Annotated in this window: 13 protein-coding genes; 6 read left to right on the top strand and 7 right to left on the bottom strand. The window is 60.6% G+C overall.

The genetic code is table 11. The features are described from left to right. Window positions 1-31 precede the first annotated feature (31 nt). The 6 genes from folK to thpR form a co-directional block, all read right to left on the bottom strand. Window positions 32-511: a 2-amino-4-hydroxy-6-hydroxymethyldihydropteridine diphosphokinase gene (gene folK / locus ENTCL_RS17940; protein ID WP_013367557.1), complete on the bottom strand. Its 480-nt coding sequence runs from the start codon at window positions 509-511 to the stop codon at window positions 32-34. Beyond that, complete coding sequence (gene pcnB, locus ENTCL_RS17935; protein ID WP_125451910.1) at window positions 508-1,905, bottom strand: polynucleotide adenylyltransferase PcnB; 1,398 nt, start codon at window positions 1,903-1,905, stop codon at window positions 508-510. Before pcnB ends, folK begins: the two co-directional genes overlap by 4 nt. Window positions 1,906-1,956: 51 nt before the next feature. Beyond that, window positions 1,957-2,847, bottom strand: coding sequence for a tRNA glutamyl-Q(34) synthetase GluQRS (gene gluQRS, locus ENTCL_RS17930; protein WP_013367555.1), 891 nt, complete (start codon window positions 2,845-2,847; stop codon window positions 1,957-1,959). Between the two features lie 60 nt (window positions 2,848-2,907). Then, window positions 2,908-3,363, bottom strand: coding sequence for an RNA polymerase-binding protein DksA (gene dksA / locus ENTCL_RS17925; protein WP_007749299.1), 456 nt, complete (start codon window positions 3,361-3,363; stop codon window positions 2,908-2,910). A gap of 176 nt (window positions 3,364-3,539) precedes the next feature. Continuing rightward, window positions 3,540-4,244 (bottom strand): DNA/RNA nuclease SfsA, encoded by a 705-nt coding sequence (gene sfsA / locus ENTCL_RS17920; protein WP_013367554.1) that lies wholly within the window; start codon window positions 4,242-4,244, stop codon window positions 3,540-3,542. Beyond that, entirely contained in the window at window positions 4,241-4,786 is a 546-nt protein-coding gene (gene thpR / locus ENTCL_RS17915; RefSeq protein WP_013367553.1) for an RNA 2',3'-cyclic phosphodiesterase, read from the bottom strand. Before thpR ends, sfsA begins: the two co-directional genes overlap by 4 nt. A gap of 80 nt (window positions 4,787-4,866) precedes the next feature. Between thpR and hrpB the strand changes: the two genes are divergently transcribed. The 6 genes from hrpB to fhuB all read left to right on the top strand — a co-directional run bounded on the left by hrpB (window position 4,867) and on the right by fhuB (window position 16,106). Next, window positions 4,867-7,299 (top strand): ATP-dependent helicase HrpB, encoded by a 2,433-nt coding sequence (hrpB, locus tag ENTCL_RS17910; protein WP_013367552.1) that lies wholly within the window; start codon window positions 4,867-4,869, stop codon window positions 7,297-7,299. 162 nt (window positions 7,300-7,461) lie between these two features. Beyond that, a complete protein-coding gene (mrcB, locus tag ENTCL_RS17905; protein WP_013367551.1) occupies window positions 7,462-9,993 on the top strand; it encodes a bifunctional glycosyl transferase/transpeptidase in 2,532 nt (843 codons plus the stop codon). Between the two features lie 235 nt (window positions 9,994-10,228). Continuing rightward, window positions 10,229-12,394, top strand: coding sequence for a ferrichrome porin FhuA (fhuA, locus tag ENTCL_RS17900; protein ID WP_013367550.1), 2,166 nt, complete (start codon window positions 10,229-10,231; stop codon window positions 12,392-12,394). Window positions 12,395-12,442: 48 nt separating this feature from the next. Continuing rightward, window positions 12,443-13,240, top strand: coding sequence for a Fe3+-hydroxamate ABC transporter ATP-binding protein FhuC (gene fhuC / locus ENTCL_RS17895; RefSeq protein ID WP_013367549.1), 798 nt, complete (start codon window positions 12,443-12,445; stop codon window positions 13,238-13,240). Then, window positions 13,240-14,127, top strand: a complete 888-nt coding sequence (fhuD, locus tag ENTCL_RS17890; protein ID WP_013367548.1) for a Fe(3+)-hydroxamate ABC transporter substrate-binding protein FhuD — start codon at window positions 13,240-13,242, stop codon at window positions 14,125-14,127. The genes fhuC and fhuD overlap by 1 nt, the downstream gene beginning before the upstream one ends. After that, window positions 14,124-16,106 carry a Fe(3+)-hydroxamate ABC transporter permease FhuB gene (gene fhuB, locus ENTCL_RS17885; RefSeq protein WP_013367547.1) on the top strand — a complete coding sequence of 661 codons (1,983 nt, stop codon included), beginning with the start codon at window positions 14,124-14,126 and terminating at the stop codon, window positions 16,104-16,106. Before fhuD ends, fhuB begins: the two co-directional genes overlap by 4 nt. A 37-nt stretch (window positions 16,107-16,143) precedes the next feature. On the opposite strand, the gene hemL is transcribed toward fhuB, so the two are convergent. After that, window positions 16,144-17,424, bottom strand: coding sequence for a glutamate-1-semialdehyde 2,1-aminomutase (gene hemL / locus ENTCL_RS17880; RefSeq protein WP_013367546.1), 1,281 nt, complete (start codon window positions 17,422-17,424; stop codon window positions 16,144-16,146). Window positions 17,425-17,589: the final 165 nt, after the last annotated feature.

The following is a 17,589-nucleotide window of genomic DNA, read 5'->3' as shown; positions in this document are numbered from 1 at the left end:
GTCACATTCAGAGGGGCAATCGTTTTACCATTTACCAATGGGCAGGTTGTGCGCTATCAAGTTGTTGCAGCAGGATGCTCAGTTCGCTCCCGTCAGGAAAACGTAAATCTGGAGCAATTTCAAACAGCGGCCACAGCATAAAGCCGCGGTTTTTCATGTCGTAATGCGGCACGGTCAGGCGCCCGGTGCGTATCACCTCATCGCCGAACAGCATAATGTCGAGATCGAGAGTGCGCGGCCCCCAGCGCTCGGCTTTACGCACGCGCCCCTGCTGCAATTCGATACGCTGGGTATGGTCGAGCAGGGTGTGCGCGTCAAGGGCGGTGTCGAGAGCCACCGCGGCATTGAGGTAGTCGGGCTGATCCTGCGGCCCCAGCGGCGGCGTACGATAAAACGAGGATACCGCCACGACCCGGCTCTGCGGGATCTCGCCCAGCGCGCGAATAGCAGCGTTAACCTGCTCAAGCGGTGAGGCGAGATTGCTGCCGATGGCGATCCAGACGCGGGTCATGCGCTGCCTTCACGACGCGGCGCGCGTTTGCGCGGGCGGCGGTGGCGACGGCGGGCGGCGGGCTCATCGCCGAGATCGTCAAGCATATCTTTCTGCGCGGGCGGCGCAGCGACCTGAAACTCGCCCCACCACTGCACCAGACGCTGCAGTTCGCTATTGCTTTCGGATTCCGCACGCAGCGCCAGCAGATCGTAGGAGGCGCGGAACTTCGGATGCTCCATCAGCTTCCAGGCGCGTTTGCCCTGGCGGCGGGACATACGCAGCTGCAGCTGCCAGATGTCGCGCACCAGCGTGGTGATGCGTTTCGGGATAGCCAGCGTGCGGCAGGCTTCGTCCAGCACATCGTTCATCGCCAGTGCGAAGGCGTCGTAGTAGGCAAGGCCGCTTTCCTGGGCGATTTTCTGCGCCATTTCCAGCAGCGGATACCAGAACATCGCGGCAAACAGGAACGCCGGGTTAACGCGCATCTCGTTGTGAATGCGGTTATCGGTATTCTTCAGCACCTGGCTGATGATGCGCTCCATCGGGCTATCGCCGTTTTCGGTGAAGTAGCGGGTGATGGTCGGGAACAGCGGCTGGAACAGGCTGTATTCGCGCAGCAGCCGGTAGGTTTCATACCCGTAACCGGCCTGCAGCAGCTTCAGGGACTCTTCGAACAGGCGGGCTGGCGGTACGTCATTGATAAGCGTCGCCAGACGCGGAATCGGCTCGGCGGTTTCCGCGCTGATGCTCATCCCCAGCTTCGCGGCGAAGCGCACGGCGCGCAGCATGCGCACCGGGTCTTCGCGGTAGCGGGTTTCCGGGTTGCCAATCAGGCGAATCACGCCTTCCTGCAGGTCACGCATACCACCGACGTAATCGCGGACGGTGAAATCCGCCACGCTGTAGTAGAGGCTGTTGATCGTGAAGTCACGGCGCTGGGCATCCTCTTCGATAGAGCCGAAGATGTTATCGCGCAGCAGCATGCCGTTCTGGCCGCGCTGTGAGGTCACGCGGTCGCTGGCTGAACCTTCGTGGTGGCCGCGGAAGGTGGCCACTTCGATGATTTCCGGGCCAAACATCACGTGGGCCAGGCGGAAACGGCGGCCGACCAGGCGGCAGTTGCGGAACAGCTTGCGAACCTGCTCCGGCGTGGCGCTGGTGGTCACGTCGAAATCTTTTGGTTTTTTGCCAAGCAGCAGGTCGCGGACGCCGCCGCCCACGAGATAGGCCTCGTAACCCGCTTTATTCAGACGGTAGAGCACCTTGAGGGCATTTTCACTGATATCTTTGCGGGAAATAGCGTGCTGCTCACGCGGGATGACCGTCATTTCTGGTTTTGCGTCGACGGTTTCAGCCCCGTTTTCTTCACGGCTTAGCACCTTGCGGCAAAAATTAGCGACTCGGGTAAAAATGTTGCACCTCGAATGTATCGTCAGTCGTCAGGACAAAAAAATAGCGGCTAATCATAGCTCAGCAAGGAGCATTTGAGAATGCTGGATTTCCGGTACCCGGGAAAGCGTCCAGTTAGCCACCGCATTTTTTAGCAGGTCGTCGATACTCAGATCCTGCCACCCTTTAACTATATCCTGATTAAGAAACTGTAAAGCACGGATTATTTCCGGCCGCGGATCGCCAGACGGCAGCGCCGGCGCGTGATTTTGTTTAGACAGCTTATTGCCGTCGCGATTTAACGCCAGCGGCAGATGAATATAGTCCGGCGCCTGCCAGCCGAAATGCTGGTACAGCGAAATTTGCCTGACCGTCGGCTCAATCAAATCGGCGCCGCGGACAATTTCAGTGACGCCCTGGAAACGATCGTCGACAACCACCGCCAGGTTATAGGCGAACAGCCCGTCGCGGCGGTGAATAATAAAATCTTCCCGCGCCAGCCTTTCATCCGTCACGATAGCGCCGCGCAGCGTATCGTGAAAACCCAGCACCGGCCGGGTCTGGCGCAAGCGTAATGCTGCATTCTGCGCAGGAAGATACCGATCCCGGCAGTGGCCGTCGTAGGTGCCGCCGAGGCTCTGGATCCGCGAGCGGGTGCAGGTGCAGTAGTAGCAAAGCCCCTGTTCATGAAGCCAGGCCAGGCGTTCGCGATAGGCGTCGTGGCGCCGGGACTGCCAGACCACCTCGCCGTCCCAGTGCAGCCCGTAATGTTCCAGCTGGCGCATAATCGTCTCTGCGGCACCGGGAACTTCACGAGGGGGGTCGATATCTTCAATCCGCACGAGCCAGGTGCCTTGCTGAGCGCGGGCCTGCAGGTAGCTGCCAAGCGCGGCGATGAGAGAGCCGAAGTGTAATTCACCGGAAGGAGATGGCGCAAAGCGCCCAATATAGTGAGATTCAGACATATCTATGGTAACAAGGCGGGAGTCTCTCCCGCCTTTGTGAGCGTTATGACAGCGCTGGTATTAACCGGCCATCTGCTTTTCGCGAATTTCCGCCAGGGTTTTGCAGTCGATGCACAGATCGGCAGTCGGACGTGCTTCCAGGCGACGAATACCGATTTCCACGCCGCAGGATTCGCAGTAGCCGAAATCTTCGTCCTCGACCTTTTTCAGCGTTTTTTCGATCTTTTTGATGAGCTTACGCTCACGGTCACGGTTACGCAGTTCGAGGCTGAATTCTTCTTCCTGTGCGGCGCGATCCACCGGATCGGGGAAGTTGGCAGCTTCATCCTGCATATGGGTAACGGTACGATCCACTTCATCCCTGAGTTGGTTACGCCATGCTTCAAGAATACGCTTGAAGTGCGCTAGCTGGGCTTCGTTCATATACTCTTCGCCCGGTTTCTCTTGGTATGGCTCCACCCCAGCGATGGCGAGAATACTCAGGGACGATGTTTTACGGTTTTGCCCTTCTTGCATGTTGCTTCTCCTTAACACGCACTATCGATCCCCATGTTGGGGGAAAAATCAGGTCGCTATAAATAGCAGAAGCGTTTCCGGATAGCAATTATCTAAACGTTACACTTGACAACCCTGTGAAGAAAAGCGTATTTGCGCACGCGATCAGCACAGCAATTGTCCACCTGTTCACCACGTCATAACACAACGGGTATTGGCTCATTCAGAGTCATTATTTCCGCCGAAAGTTCCGCTTTATAAGCCAGAATTTCGACCCCCTTGCCGTGTGCCTCACTCAATAGCTGCGCGTATTTCGCATCAATATGGCGCGCGGGGGAAAAACGGGTTATGGCTGAGTGAAGAACCGCAAAAAAGACGACGGCACGATCGCCTGACGCTGCCACACTCATTAATTCCCGCAGATGCTTCTGACCTCGTTCTGTCACTGCATCAGGGAAATAACCATACGCTTTTTCCGCCAACGTAACCGATTTCACTTCAATATAGCAGTTACGACGACCTTCTGCCTGTAACAAGAAATCAATACGACTGTGTTCCTCACCGTATTTCACTTCACTTTTCAAGACGCTATAGCCGCAGAGTGGAGGGATAGCCCCGGTGGTGAGCGCTTCTTTGGTTAAGGCGTTAGCGCGTAACGTATTGACACAAATAAATGCGCCTTCCTGGGTCTGCGTCATTTCCCAGGTGTTCGGGTATTTTCGCTTCGCATTGTCAGATGTTGAGTACCAGACGGTATCTCCCGGTGTGGCGCAGCCGGTCATCGCGCCGGTATTCGGGCAATGCAGGGTCAGCGTCTCTCCTTCGGGTGTGATGACATCGGCAAGAAAACGCTTATAGCGCTTAATCAGCGTGGCGGATTGCAGCGGAGGCTGAAACTTCATCCTTGTTCCTTGTCGTCGGTTAATGTCCAGCGTGACAGCGCCGTGTAACGGGTACGCCCGCGGATGAACTGTGATTCGTACAGCGCGAAGGTCTCTACCGGTATTGTCCAGCGAAAGCCAGGGGAGGGAATCGGCACCGCGTGGCGAGTATCCCGCAGCAGCGTGATGTGCGGATGAAACGGCTGCGGACTCTGATAGCAGCCGCTGCGGGCCGCCTGGGCGCGCAGCATATTGGCCAACTGCAACAGGCCGCGCGGCGTTTGCCGACTGCCGAGCCACACCACCCGCGAGCGCAACCACTGGCCGGCGTCATCCAGATGCAGGGTAAAGCCCGGCTGGCGGATGCATCCGGCCATAGCGATAAGCGCCCGCTGTTTTTCCGCGCTGATCTCCCCCAGAAACGCCAGCGTCAGATGCAGATTGGCCGCCGCGACCGGACGCCCGGCGTCGTCGGGAAAGTGGGCGGCACGCCAGCGGACTATCTGCTGCTGTATTTCGCCCGGTAACTCGAGGGCGAAAAACAGCCTTTTTGACTCAGACATGATGGAAACTCGGTAATGATCTATCGCGATGCTACAATGTCAGCCTTTCGATGTTAACCCTTTTGTCCCGGGAGCGTGTTGTGTCGTCATTGCCGGTTGCCGCTGTGCTGCCCCTTCTTCTTCAGGCGTTACGTGATGCGCCGCAGGTTTTGCTGACTGCGCCGACAGGGGCGGGGAAATCGACCTGGCTGCCGTTAAAAATCCTCGAACAGGGCGGAATCGACGGCAAAATTATTCTGCTGGAACCGCGGCGCCTGGCTGCGCGCAACGTGGCGCAGCGCCTGGCGGAGCTGCTGGGCGAGAAACCTGGCGAAACCGTTGGTTACCGGATGCGCGCAGAAACCTGCGTCGGCAAGCATACCCGCCTCGAAGTGGTCACGGAAGGGATCCTCACCCGTATGATCCAGCGCGATCCCGAACTGGCGGACGTCGGGCTGGTGATCCTCGATGAATTTCATGAGCGCAGCCTGCAGGCGGATCTGGCGCTGGCGTTATTGCTGGACGTCCAACAGGGGCTTCGCGACGATCTGAAGCTGCTTATCATGTCGGCGACGCTGGATAATACGCGGCTGCAGTCGCTGCTGCCGGATGCGCCTGTGGTGGTGTCCGAAGGCCGGGCGTTCCCGGTTGAGCGCCGCTATCAGACGCTACCGGCCCACCAGCGCTTCGATGACGCCGTCGCCATCGCGACGGCAGAGCTGCTGCGCTGCGAGCCGGGGTCGCTGCTGCTGTTTTTACCCGGCGTCGGGGAAATTCAGCGGGTGCAGGAACAGCTGGCATCCCGCGTGGCGTCCGATGTGCTGCTGTGCCCGCTCTACGGCGCGCTGCCGCTTACTGAGCAGCGTAAAGCGATTTTGCCCGCTCCAGCGGGGATGCGCAAAGTGGTGCTGGCGACCAATATCGCTGAAACCAGTCTGACCATTGAGGGGATCCGTCTGGTGGTCGATAGCGCCCAGGAGCGCGTCGCCCGTTTTGATGCGCGTACCGGGCTGACGCGGCTGGTGACCCAGCGCGTCAGCCAGGCCTCAATGACCCAACGCGCTGGACGCGCCGGGCGTCTGGAACCGGGTCTCTGTCTGCATCTGCTGGGCAAAGAGCAGGCGGAACGCGCCGCCGTGCAGGGCGAGCCAGAGATCCTACAAAGCGATCTCAGCGCCCTGCAGCTCGATTTGCTGCAGTGGGGATGCTATGACCCGGCGTCGCTTATCTGGCTGGATACGCCGCCTGCCGTAAACCTGGCGGCGGCGCGCGCGCTCCTGGGACAACTGGGCGCGCTTGAGGGTGAGCGGCTCACCGCCCGCGGGCAGAAAATGGCGTCGATGGGCAACGATCCGCGGCTGGCGGCGATGCTGATTGCCGCCGACGGGGCAGACGACGTCGCCACAGCGGCAAAATTGGCCGCTATTCTTGAAGAGCCGCCGCGCGGGGGGAATACCGATCTCAGCGTGGCTTTCTCCCGCCAGGCGCCGCACTGGCAGTTGCGGGCGAAAACGCTCAGCCAGCGTCTGGCGATGCCGTCAGGCTCCCCGGACGTCGACCGCATGGCGCCGCTGCTGGCGCAGGCGTTTGCCGACCGCATCGCCCGGCGTCGCGGGCAGGATGGGCGTTATCAGTTGGCAAACGGCATGGGCGCGATGCTGGATGCTGATGATGCGCTGGGTCGCCATGAATGGCTCATTGCGCCGCTGCTGTTGCAAGGCAGCCAGTCCCCCGACGCCCGCATTTTGCAGGCGCTGGCGGTCGATATTGACGCTCTGGTCGCCCAATGCCCGCATTTACTGAGTCAGTCCGACACTGTGGAGTGGGATGAAGCCCAGGGCACGTTGAAGGCGTGGCGGCGTAGCCGCATCGGTCAGTTGACGGTAAAAGTGCAGCCGCTGGCAAAACCCTCAGAGGAGGAGTTGCACCAGGCGATGCTGAACGGCATCCGCGATAAAGGCCTGTCGGTGCTTAACTGGACGCCTGAAGCGGAGCAATTGCGGCTACGCTTACAGTGCGCCGCGCAGTGGCTGCCGGAGGATAACTGGCCTGCGGTGGATGATGCGTCCCTGCTGGCGTCGCTGGAGAGCTGGCTGCTGCCGCATATGTCCGGCGTACATTCGCTGCGGGCGCTGAAAGCGCTGGATATTCATCAGGCGTTGCTGAGCCTGTTACCGTGGTCATTGCAGCAACGTCTGGTGAGTTCGCTGCCAACTCATTACACTGTGCCCACGGGCAGCCGGATTGCGATTCGCTATGATGCGGATAATCCGCCGGCGCTGGCGGTGCGGATGCAGGAGATGTTCGGTGAAGCCGACACGCCGACGATAGCGCAGGGGCGGGTCGCGCTGGTGCTGGAGCTGCTGTCGCCTGCGCAGCGGCCGCTGCAGATCACGCGCGACCTCAGCGCATTCTGGGCGGGCGCCTACCGCGAGGTGCAAAAAGAGATGAAAGGGCGCTACCCGAAACACGTGTGGCCGGACGATCCGGCGAATACCGCCCCGACGCGGCGCACGAAGAAGTATTCTGCCTGATGGCGCTGCGCTTATCAGGCCTACTCACTTAAACGTAGGCCGGGTAAGGCGAAGCCGCCATCCGGCATAAACACAGCGTAAAATTGAGAGATATCTTCTTCTGTCCTGTGACAGAAGAATTGAGAATCAGGCGCTTAAGCCTGAACATTGCGGAGAATAAGCATGGCGGGGAATGACCGCGAGCCGATTGGACGGAAAGGAAAACCTGCACGTCCGGCAAAGCAAAAGATTAGCCGTCGTCAGCTCAGGGAGGAGGAGTATGACGACGAGTATGATGAAGACGATGAGGAAGACGATTCCATGCCGCGCAAAGGTAAGGGCAAAGGACGTAAGCCGCGTGGCAAACGCGGTTGGTTCTGGCTGCTGGTAAAACTGGGTATTGTTTTTGCGGTGATCATCGCCATCTACGGCGTGTATCTGGATCAGAAAATCCGCGCCCGCATTGACGGTAAAGTCTGGCAACTGCCGGCGGCAGTGTATGGCCGTATGGTCAGCCTTGAGCCGGATATGTCGATCAGCAAAAACGAGATGGTGCGGCTGCTGAACGCCACGCAGTATCGTCAGGTTTCGGCGATGACGCGCCCTGGCGAATTTACCGTGCAGGCCAACAGCATCGAGATGATCCGCCGTCCGTTCGATTTCCCGGACAGCAAAGAAGGGCAGGTGCGCGCGCGTCTGACCTTTGATGGCGATCATTTGGATTCCATCACCAATATGGATAACAACCGCCAGTTCGGGTTCTTCCGCCTCGACCCGCGTCTCATCACTATGATGTCGTCGCCAAACGGCGAGCAGCGCCTGTTCGTTCCGCGCAGCGGTTTCCCGGATCTGCTGGTGGATACGCTGATTGCCACGGAAGACCGTCATTTCTACGAGCATGACGGCATTAGCCTGTACTCAATCGGCCGCGCGCTGGTGGCGAACCTGACCGCCGGACGTACGGTGCAGGGGGCAAGTACCCTGACCCAGCAATTGGTGAAAAACCTGTTCCTCTCAAGCGAGCGCTCCTACTGGCGTAAGGCGAACGAAGCCTACATGGCCGTTATCATGGATGCCCGCTACAGCAAAGATCGCATTCTTGAGCTGTACATGAACGAGGTTTACCTGGGGCAGAGCGGCGATAATGAAATCCGCGGCTTCCCGCTGGCGAGCCTGTACTACTTCGGCCGTCCGGTGGAAGAGCTGAGCCTCGACCAGCAGGCGTTGCTGGTGGGGATGGTCAAAGGGGCGTCTATCTATAACCCGTGGCGTAACCCGAAACTGGCGCTGGAGCGTCGCAACCTGGTGCTGCGTTTACTGCAGCAGCAGAATGTGATCAACCAGGAGCTGTACGATATGCTGAGCGCCCGTCCGCTGGGCGTGCAGCCGCGCGGCGGGGTGATCTCTCCGCAGCCAGCCTTTATGCAAATGGTGCGTCAGGAACTGCAGGAGAAGCTGGGCGATAAGGTGAAAGATCTCTCCGGCGTGAAGATTTTCACTACCTTTGACTCGGTGGCCCAGGATGCCGCGGAAAAAGCAGCGGTCGACGGTATTCCGGTACTGATGAAGCAGCGCAAGCTGAGCGACCTGGAAACCGCGATGGTGGTGGTCGACCGCTTTAGCGGCGAGGTCCGCGCGATGGTCGGCGGCGCAGAACCGCAGTTTGCCGGTTATAACCGCGCCATGCAGGCGCGCCGTTCGATTGGCTCGCTGGCGAAACCCGCGACCTATCTGACTGCGCTGAGCCAGCCGAATACCTACCGTCTTAATACCTGGATCGCCGATGCGCCGATCAGTATCCGTCTGCCTAACGGCCAGACCTGGTCGCCGCAAAACGATGACAAGCGCTTCAGCGGTCAGGTGATGCTGGTAGACGCGCTGACGCGCTCCATGAACGTGCCGACGGTAAACCTGGGGATGGCGCTGGGGCTCCCGGCCGTCACCGATACCTGGCTGAAGCTGGGCGCGCCGAAAGATCAACTGAGCCCGGTGCCGGCGATGTTGCTCGGGGCGCTGAACCTGACGCCTATCGAAGTGGCGCAGGCGTTTCAGACGATTGCCAGCGGCGGCAACCGCGCGCCGCTGTCGGCGCTGCGTTCGGTGATTGCTGAAGACGGTACGGTGCTGTACCAGAGCTACCCGCAGGCCGAGCGCGCCGTTCCGGCGCAGGCGGCCTATCTCACCCTGTGGACGATGCAGCAGGTGGTGCAGCGCGGCACCGGCCGTCAGCTCGGCGCCAAGTACCCTGGCCTGCACCTGGCGGGTAAAACCGGGACCACCAACAACAACGTCGATACCTGGTTTGCCGGGATCGACGGTCGTGAAGTGGTCATCACCTGGGTGGGCCGCGACAACAACCAGCCGACCAAACTGTACGGCGCGAGCGGGGCGATGTCGATTTATCAGCGTTATCTGGCAAACCAGTCGCCCATTCCGCTGGATCTGACGCCGCCGGAGGACATTGTCGATATGGGCGTGGATGACAACGGCAACTTTGTTTGCGGCGGTGGCGGTATGCGCACGCTGCCAGTGTGGACGACCACGCCGGATCAGCTGTGCCAGCAGAGCCAGATGCAGCAGCAGCCGGGCAATCCGTTCGCACCTTCGTCTCAGCAACCTCAGCAGCCGCAGCAGCAACAGCCGCAGCAGCAGAATGAGAAGAAAGACGGCGACGGTGTCGCGGGCTGGATTAAGGAAATGTTCGGCAGCAACTAAGCGGTTCCGTTTCCCTCTCCCCCTGTCGGGGGAGAGGGATTCTGCAATTATCTTCTTTTCTACAACCCTCCGTTAACGCCCCCATAACGCCACAGCCGCTGTCTGGTTATTAATTAATCCCTCAACGTTTTCAGGGGTGTGTACCGCTTGCCATGCCTGAAGGCAATCGTTTATTATTTCCGCGCATAATAATAATTCTCGTTTACGTTATCATTCATTTCATCAGAGAAAAATCATGGCGCGTCCTCAAACTGCTCAGCCAGTGAATACCTCGCTGCGTAAACTCGCCGTCGTTGTCGCCACGGCAATTAGCGGCCTGCCCGTTTCGGCCCTGGCTGCTGAACAACCGGCAGAAGAAACCATTACCGTTACCGCCACGCCAACCGCACAGGAAAGCGCATGGGGCCCGTCGGCGACAATTGCCGCTAAGCGTACCGCCACAGCGACCAAAACCGACACCCCGATTGAAAAAACGCCGCAGTCCGTGTCGGTGGTGACGCGTGAAGAGATGGATACACACCAGCCCGCGTCAGTGAAAGAGGCGCTGGGTTACACACCTGGGATAACTGTCGCGACGCGCGGCGCTTCTGATACCTATGATGCGGTGAAAATTCGCGGTTTCGGCTCCGTTAATCAGAATAACTATCTGGACGGCCTGAAGCTGCAGGGCGATTTTTACAACGAAGTGATTATCGACCCCTATATGCTGGAGCGCGTTGAGCTGATGCGCGGCCCAACGTCAGTGCTGTACGGAAAAAGCAGCCCGGGCGGGATTATCACGATGGTCAGCAAACGCCCGACCACCGACCCGCTCAAAGAAGTCCAGTTCAAAATGGGCACCGACAACCTGTGGCAGACCGGGTTTGACTTTAGCGACGCGATTGACGACGAGGGCGTGTGGTCCTACCGCCTGACCGGCGTGGCGCGTTCAAACGACGATCAGCAGCAGTTTGCTAAACAGAAGCGGTATGCCATTGCGCCGTCGTTCTCATGGCGCCCGGATGACAAGACCAATTTCACCTTCCTGTCTAACTTCCAGGACAGCCCGGAAACCGGTTATTACGGCTGGCTGCCGATGCAGGGCACCGTCGTGCCGCTGGCGAACGGTAAGCACCTGCCGACGGATTTCAACGAAGGCGCGCCGAACAACACCTACTCTCTGTCGCACAAGATGGTGGGATACAGCTTCGACCACGCGTTTAACGACACCTTTACCGTGCGCCAGAATCTGCGCTACGTCGAATCGAAAACCGCGCAGAAAAGCGTCTACGGCACCGGCATCGATCCGCTCAATCCGCTGATGCTGAACCGCGGCACGGTGGTGGATAACGAAAAGCTGCATAACTTTGCCGTCGATACCCAGCTGCAGAGCACCTTCTCCACCGCGGCCGTTGAGCACACGCTGCTGACCGGGGTGGATTTCCAGCAGATGCGCAATGACATTAACGCGACCTTTGGTACCGCGCCGCAGCTGGATCTGAGCAACCCGGTGTTCAGCGATTATGACTTTGGCTCCGCGGCGCCTTACCAGCAGAACAAGCAGAAGCAGACCGGTATCTATGTTCAGGACCAGGCGGAGTGGAACCAGTTTGTGCTGACGGTGGGCGGTCGCTACGACTGGCTGACGCAGTCCACGCGCGCCTATCAGGCGAACAACTACACCGAGCGCGACGATAGCCAGTTCACCGGACGCGCGGGTCTTAACTATGTCTTCGATAACGGTATAGCGCCGTACATCAGCTACAGCGAATCGTTTGAGCCAAACTCCGGTGCGGATTTCTACGGCAACACCTTTAAACCGTCGAAAGGCCGCCAGTACGAAGCGGGCGTGAAGTATGTCCCGGGCGATCGCCCGATTGTGTTAACCGCGGCGATTTATCAGCTGACGAAAACCAACAACCTGATGTCCGACCCGGATCATGTGTACTCGTCTGTTCAGGGCGGCGAAATTCGCTCTCGCGGGGTGGAGCTGGAGGCGAAAGCCGCGCTCAGCGCCAACGTGAACATGACGGCGTCATACACCTATACCGACGCGCAGTACACCGACGATACGACGCTGCAGGGCAATACGCCGGAGCAGGTGCCGACCCACATGGCCTCTTTGTGGGGCGATTACACCTTCAACGCGGGTCCGCTGTCGGGCCTGACGGTCGGGACCGGCGGTCGCTATATCGGCTCTTCCTGGGGTGACCCTGCCAACAGCTTCAAAGTAGCCAGCGCCACCATCGTGGACGCGGTCGTGAAGTACGATCTGGCGCGCGTCGGCATGGCGGGCTCCAGCGTTGCGCTGAACGTCAACAACCTGTTCGATCGCGATTATGTCGCCAGCTGCTTTGCCACCTACGGCTGCTTCTGGGGCGCGGAGCGTCAGGTGGTTGCCACCGCAACCTTCCGTTTCTAATCTCTTAAACGGGCGCGGTTCGCCGCGCCCGGCATCGGGCTGACCGCTATGCAGGACTATTCGCTCCACTCTGAAACCACTTTTTCGCTTCGCAACGTCACCTTCCGCGTGCCTGGCCGTACGCTGCTGCATCCGCTGTCGCTGACCTTTCCCGCCGGTAAAGTGACCGGGCTGATTGGCCATAACGGTTCGGGAAAATCCACCCTGCTGAAAATGCTCGGGCGCCACCAGCTGGCGTCGGAAGGGGAGATCCTGCTGGACGGACAGCCGCTGGACGGCTGGAGCAGTAAGGCGTTTGCCCGTAAGGTCGCCTACCTGCCGCAGCAACTGCCGCCTGCGGAGGGGATGACCGTGCGCGAGCTGGTGGCGATTGGCCGCTATCCGTGGCACGGCGCGCTGGGGCGTTTTGGCGCCGCCGACCGCGAAAAAGTCGACGAGGCGATTACGCTGGTCGGCCTAAAGCCTCTGGCGCATCGTCTGGTCGACAGCCTCTCCGGCGGCGAGCGGCAGCGGGCGTGGCTCGCCATGCTGGTGGCCCAGGACAGCCGCTGTCTGCTGCTTGACGAGCCGACGTCCGCGCTGGATATCGCCCATCAGGTTGATGTTCTGGCGCTGGTGCACCGCTTAAGCCAGCAGCGCGGGCTGACGGTTATCGCGGTGCTGCATGATATCAACATGGCGGCGCGCTACTGCGACTACCTGGTGGCGCTGCGCGGCGGCGAGATGATTGCGCAGGGGGCGCCGGAGGCGCTGATGCGCGGCGAAACGCTGGAACAGATTTACGGTATTCCGATGGGGATCCTGCCGCATCCGGCAGGGGCCGCGCCGGTCAGCTTTGTCTACTAATGGGTAACTCTCCTGTGATTAGCCGCCGACGTTTACTGATGGCTCTGGCGCTCTCGCCGCTGCTCTGGCAGATGAAAAACGCGCAGGCGGGCGCTATCAACCCGCATAAAATCGTCGCGCTGGAGTGGCTGCCCGTTGAGCTGCTGCTGGCGCTCGGCGTCACGCCGTACGGTGTTGCCGATATTCCCAACTACCGGCGGTGGGTTAGCGAGCCGCCGCTTCCGGCGTCGGCGATTGACGTTGGCCTGCGTACTGAACCCAATCTTGAGCTGCTCACGGAAATGCAGCCTTCGTTTCTGGTCTGGTCGTCAGGGTACGGCCCTTCGCCAGAGAAGCTCGCCCGCATTGCGCCGGGCTACGGCGTGACGTTCAGCAACGGCGTCAATCCGCTCGCCACCGCGCGCGCGTCGCTGACCGCGCTGGCCCAGCGGCTGGGACGGGAGGAGCAGGCCCAGCGCCATCTGCATGATTTCGATAGCTTCATTGAGCAGCGCCGGGCCGGTTTTGCCCGGCAGCGCCGCCCGCTGCTGCTGGTGAGCCTGCTCGATGCCCGCCATATGCTGGTATTCGGCAAAAACTGCCTGTTTCAGCCGGTGCTGGATGCGTACGGGCTGGTCAATGCCTGGCAGGGGAAAACCCACTTCTGGGGCAGCGACGTGGTGGGTATCGACCGGCTGGGCGAATTTAAGGATGCGGATGTTATCTGCTTTGATCACGGCAACGAACCTGAAATGCAAAAGCTGATGGCGACGCCGCTGTGGCAGGCGATGCCGTTCGTTCGCCAGCAGCGCTTTCTGCGCCTACCGCCCGTCTGGTTCTATGGCGCGACGCTGTCGGTGATGCATTTTGTCCGCCTGCTGGAGCGGGCGCTGGGGGCAAAGGCATGAGATCGCGAATCGCGCCTTTCCCGGCGCTGCTGTTGCTCACGCTCTTTATCGTCGCCGCCGGGCTTTGCTGGCATAACCTGAACGCGGCGCTGCCGCGCGCGCAGTGGCTGCAGGCGTTCTGGCAGCCGGATATAAATAGCATCGCGCAAATGTTGTTTCACTACGGCCTGCTGCCGCGGGGGGCGGTCTCTTTGCTTGTCGGCGCCGGGCTTGGGCTGGTGGGGGTGCTGTTTCAGCAGGTGCTGCGCAACCCGCTGGCAGAGCCGACCACCCTCGGCGTTGCCACCGGCGCCCAGCTGGGGATCACCCTGACGACGCTGTGGGCGATACCCGGCGCGCTGACGGCGCAGTTCGCCGCGCTGGCGGGAGCCTGTATCGTCGGAGCGCTGGTGTTTGGCGTCGCCTGGGGCAAACGGCTGTCGCCGGTGACGCTGATTCTGGCGGGTCTGGTGGTGAGCCTGTACTGCGGCGCGATAAACCAGCTGTTGGTCATCTTTCATCACGACCAGCTACAGAGCATGTTCCTGTGGAGTACCGGCACGCTGACGCAAACCGACTGGCGCGTCGTGCAGCAGCTGTGGCCGCAGCTGCTTGGCGGCGCAATGCTGACCTTACTGCTGCTGCGCCCGCTGACGCTGATGGGGCTGGATGACGGCGTGGCGCGCAATCTGGGGCTTGCCCTGTCGCTGGCCCGGCTGGCGGCGCTCACGCTGGCGATTGTGCTAAGCGCCCTGCTGGTTAACGCGGTCGGGATTATCGGGTTTATCGGCTTGTTTGCGCCGCTGCTGGCGAAAATGCTGGGAGCGCGGCGCCTGCTGCCGCGGCTGGTGCTGGCGTCGGCTATCGGTGCGCTGATCCTCTGGCTCTCCGACCAAATTATTCTCTGGCTTTCTCACGTCTGGATGGAGGTCTCCACCGGCTCAGCGACCGCGCTGATTGGCGCGCCGCTGCTGCTGTGGCTGCTGCCGCGCCTGCGCAGCATCAGCTCCCCGGCGATGGACGCGGGCGATAAGGTCGCGGTCGAGCGTCAGCATATCCTGTTCTGGTCTGCGGTCGGCGCTGGCGTTCTGCTGCTGAGCGTTGTGATCGCGCTTTCTTTTGGGCGCGCAGAGCACGGCTGGTTCTGGGCGCAGGGCGAACAGCTTGACGCCCTGCTCACGTGGCGCGCGCCGCGCGTCATGGCGGCGGCGATCGCCGGGGTCATGCTGGCGGTCGCCGGCTGTATTATCCAGCGCCTGACCGGCAACCCGATGGCCAGCCCCGAAGTGCTGGGGATTTCCTCCGGCGCGGCGTTTGGCGTGGTGCTGATGCTGTTTTTTGTGCCGGGCAACGCGTTTGTCTGGCTGATGCCGGCGGGCAGTATTGGCGCCGCCGCGACGCTGCTGATCATTCTGCTTGCCGCCGGGCGCGGCGGGTTTTCGCCGCACCGGATGCTGCTCGCCGGGATGGCGCTCAGCACCGCGTTCACGATGCTGCTGATGCTGCTGCAGGCCAGCGGCGATCCGCGGATGGCGCAGATCCTGACCTGGCTCTCCGGCTCGACGTATAGCGCCTCATGGGAGCAGGCCGTACGCACCGGCGCGGTGATGACTATACTGCTCGCGCTGGTGCCGCTGTGCCGCCGCTGGTTGACGATTTTGCCGCTCGGCGGGGAGACGGCGCGGGCGGTTGGCATGGCGCTGACGCCGACGCGCGTCGGGCTGCTGCTGCTGGCTGCCGGTTTGACGGCAACGGCGACCATGACCATCGGTCCGCTAAGCTTTGTGGGATTAATTGCGCCGCATATCGCCCGGATGAGCGGTTTTCGGCGGACGATGCCGCATATTGTGATGTCGGCGCTGTTTGGCGGGATACTGCTGGTGCTTGCCGACGGGTGCGGGCGCATGCTGCTGTTCCCGTACCAGATTCCGGCCGGACTGCTGTCGACCTTTATCGGCGCGCCGTACTTTATTTATCTGCTAAGAAAGCAGAGCCGATAAAAATGCCCGGCGGGTTGGACTCGCCGGGCAGATAGACTCAAAGTTTGGCAAACGCCCGGCGCGCGGCATCGATGGTGCTATCGATATCGGCTTCGCTGTGCGCAACGGACATAAAGCCCGCTTCAAACGCGGACGGCGCGAGGTAAACGCCTTCTTCCAGCATCAGATGGAAGAAGCGCTTGAAGCGCTCAACGTCGCACTTCACCACGTCCTGGTAGCAGGTCACCGTGTCGGCGTCGGTAAAGAAGATGCCAAACATCCCGCCAACGTTATTCACTACCAGCGGAATCCCCGCTTCCTTCGCCGCCTCCAGCAGGCCATCGGCGAGCTGATTCGTAAGCTCCGTCAGCGTTTCGTGGATGCCCGGCTGAGCGACTTCGCTCAGGCAGGCAAAACCGGCGGCCATGGCGATCGGGTTGCCGGACAGCGTACCGGCCTGATAAACCGGCCCGGTCGGCGCCAGCGCTTCCATCACCTCTCTGCGTCCGCCGAAGGCACCCACCGGCATACCGCCGCCGATGATTTTGCCAAGGCAGGTCAGGTCAGGCACCACGTCGTAGTAAGACTGGGCGCCCGCCAGCGCGACGCGGAAACCGGTCATCACTTCGTCAATGATCAGCAGCGCGCCGAATTCGTCGCACAGCGCGCGCAGGCCCGGCAGGAAGCCCGGCTGCGGCAGGATGCAGTTCATGTTGCCGGCGACCGGCTCAACGATGATGCAGGCGATATCCTGCGGATATTGTTCGAAGGCTGCACGTACGGAAGCCAGATCGTTATAGGTGCAGGTCAGCGTATGTTTCGCAAAATCCGCCGGTACGCCCGGTGAGTTCGGCTGGCCCAGCGTCAGGGCGCCGGAGCCCGCTTTCACCAGCAGGCAGTCGGCATGACCGTGGTAGCAGCCTTCAAATTTGATGATTTTGTCACGACCGGTAAAACCGCGCGCCAGGCGGATGGCGCTCATTGTCGCTTCGGTACCGGAGTTCACCATGCGCACCATATCCATGGTCGGCACCAGTTCGGTGACCAGCGCCGCCATTTTGACCTCCATCTCGGTCGGCGCACCAAAGCTTAAACCGCGCTGCGCCGCTTCAATCACCGCGTTGCGGATGGCCGGATGGTTATGGCCCAGCACCATCGGGCCCCAGGAGCCGACGTAATCGATATAGGCTTTGCCGTCGACGTCATACAGGTACGCGCCGTCGGCGCGCTCAATAAACAGCGGCGTGCCGCCGACGCCGGTGAAAGCACGGACCGGCGAGTTGACGCCGCCGGGGATGAGTTCGCGCGCCGCGCTGTAGAGATGCTCTGATTTGCTCATTGCAGGGGTCCTGGTTCGTAGAAAGCGTGTTAGCCAACTATTCTAAATTATTCTCAGAAAGTTATGAAAGTTTTGCCCAATTGAAACAATGCAAAAATGAAAAGTATTTTTAGGCGACGCCCTGTGCTGCGCTGGGTACAATGCAATCTGTGATTTGTATTACCA

The organism is [Enterobacter] lignolyticus SCF1 (assembly GCF_000164865.1).
Lineage (GTDB): Bacteria > Pseudomonadota > Gammaproteobacteria > Enterobacterales > Enterobacteriaceae > Enterobacter_B > Enterobacter_B lignolyticus.
The sequence above is the reverse complement of the archived record's forward strand: the minus strand, read 5'-3'. Positions and strand labels throughout refer to the sequence as shown.

Bases quoted from the DNA above. Each gene is read 5' to 3' on its own strand.
- dksA (WP_007749299.1), bottom strand. From the start codon at position 3,363: ATGCAAGAAGGGCAAAACCGTAAAACATCGTCCCTGAGTATTCTCGCC.
- fhuB (WP_013367547.1), top strand. From the start codon at position 14,124: ATGAGATCGCGAATCGCGCCTTTCCCGGCGCTGCTGTTGCTCACGCTC.
- gluQRS (WP_013367555.1), bottom strand. From the start codon at position 2,847: ATGTCTGAATCTCACTATATTGGGCGCTTTGCGCCATCTCCTTCCGGT.
- fhuC (WP_013367549.1), top strand. From the start codon at position 12,443: ATGCAGGACTATTCGCTCCACTCTGAAACCACTTTTTCGCTTCGCAAC.
- hemL (WP_013367546.1), bottom strand. From the start codon at position 17,424: ATGAGCAAATCAGAGCATCTCTACAGCGCGGCGCGCGAACTCATCCCC.
- fhuA (WP_013367550.1), top strand. From the start codon at position 10,229: ATGGCGCGTCCTCAAACTGCTCAGCCAGTGAATACCTCGCTGCGTAAA.
- sfsA (WP_013367554.1), bottom strand. From the start codon at position 4,244: ATGAAGTTTCAGCCTCCGCTGCAATCCGCCACGCTGATTAAGCGCTAT.
- fhuD (WP_013367548.1), top strand. From the start codon at position 13,240: ATGGGTAACTCTCCTGTGATTAGCCGCCGACGTTTACTGATGGCTCTG.
- folK (WP_013367557.1), bottom strand. From the start codon at position 511: ATGACCCGCGTCTGGATCGCCATCGGCAGCAATCTCGCCTCACCGCTT.
- thpR (WP_013367553.1), bottom strand. From the start codon at position 4,786: ATGTCTGAGTCAAAAAGGCTGTTTTTCGCCCTCGAGTTACCGGGCGAA.
- mrcB (WP_013367551.1), top strand. From the start codon at position 7,462: ATGGCGGGGAATGACCGCGAGCCGATTGGACGGAAAGGAAAACCTGCA.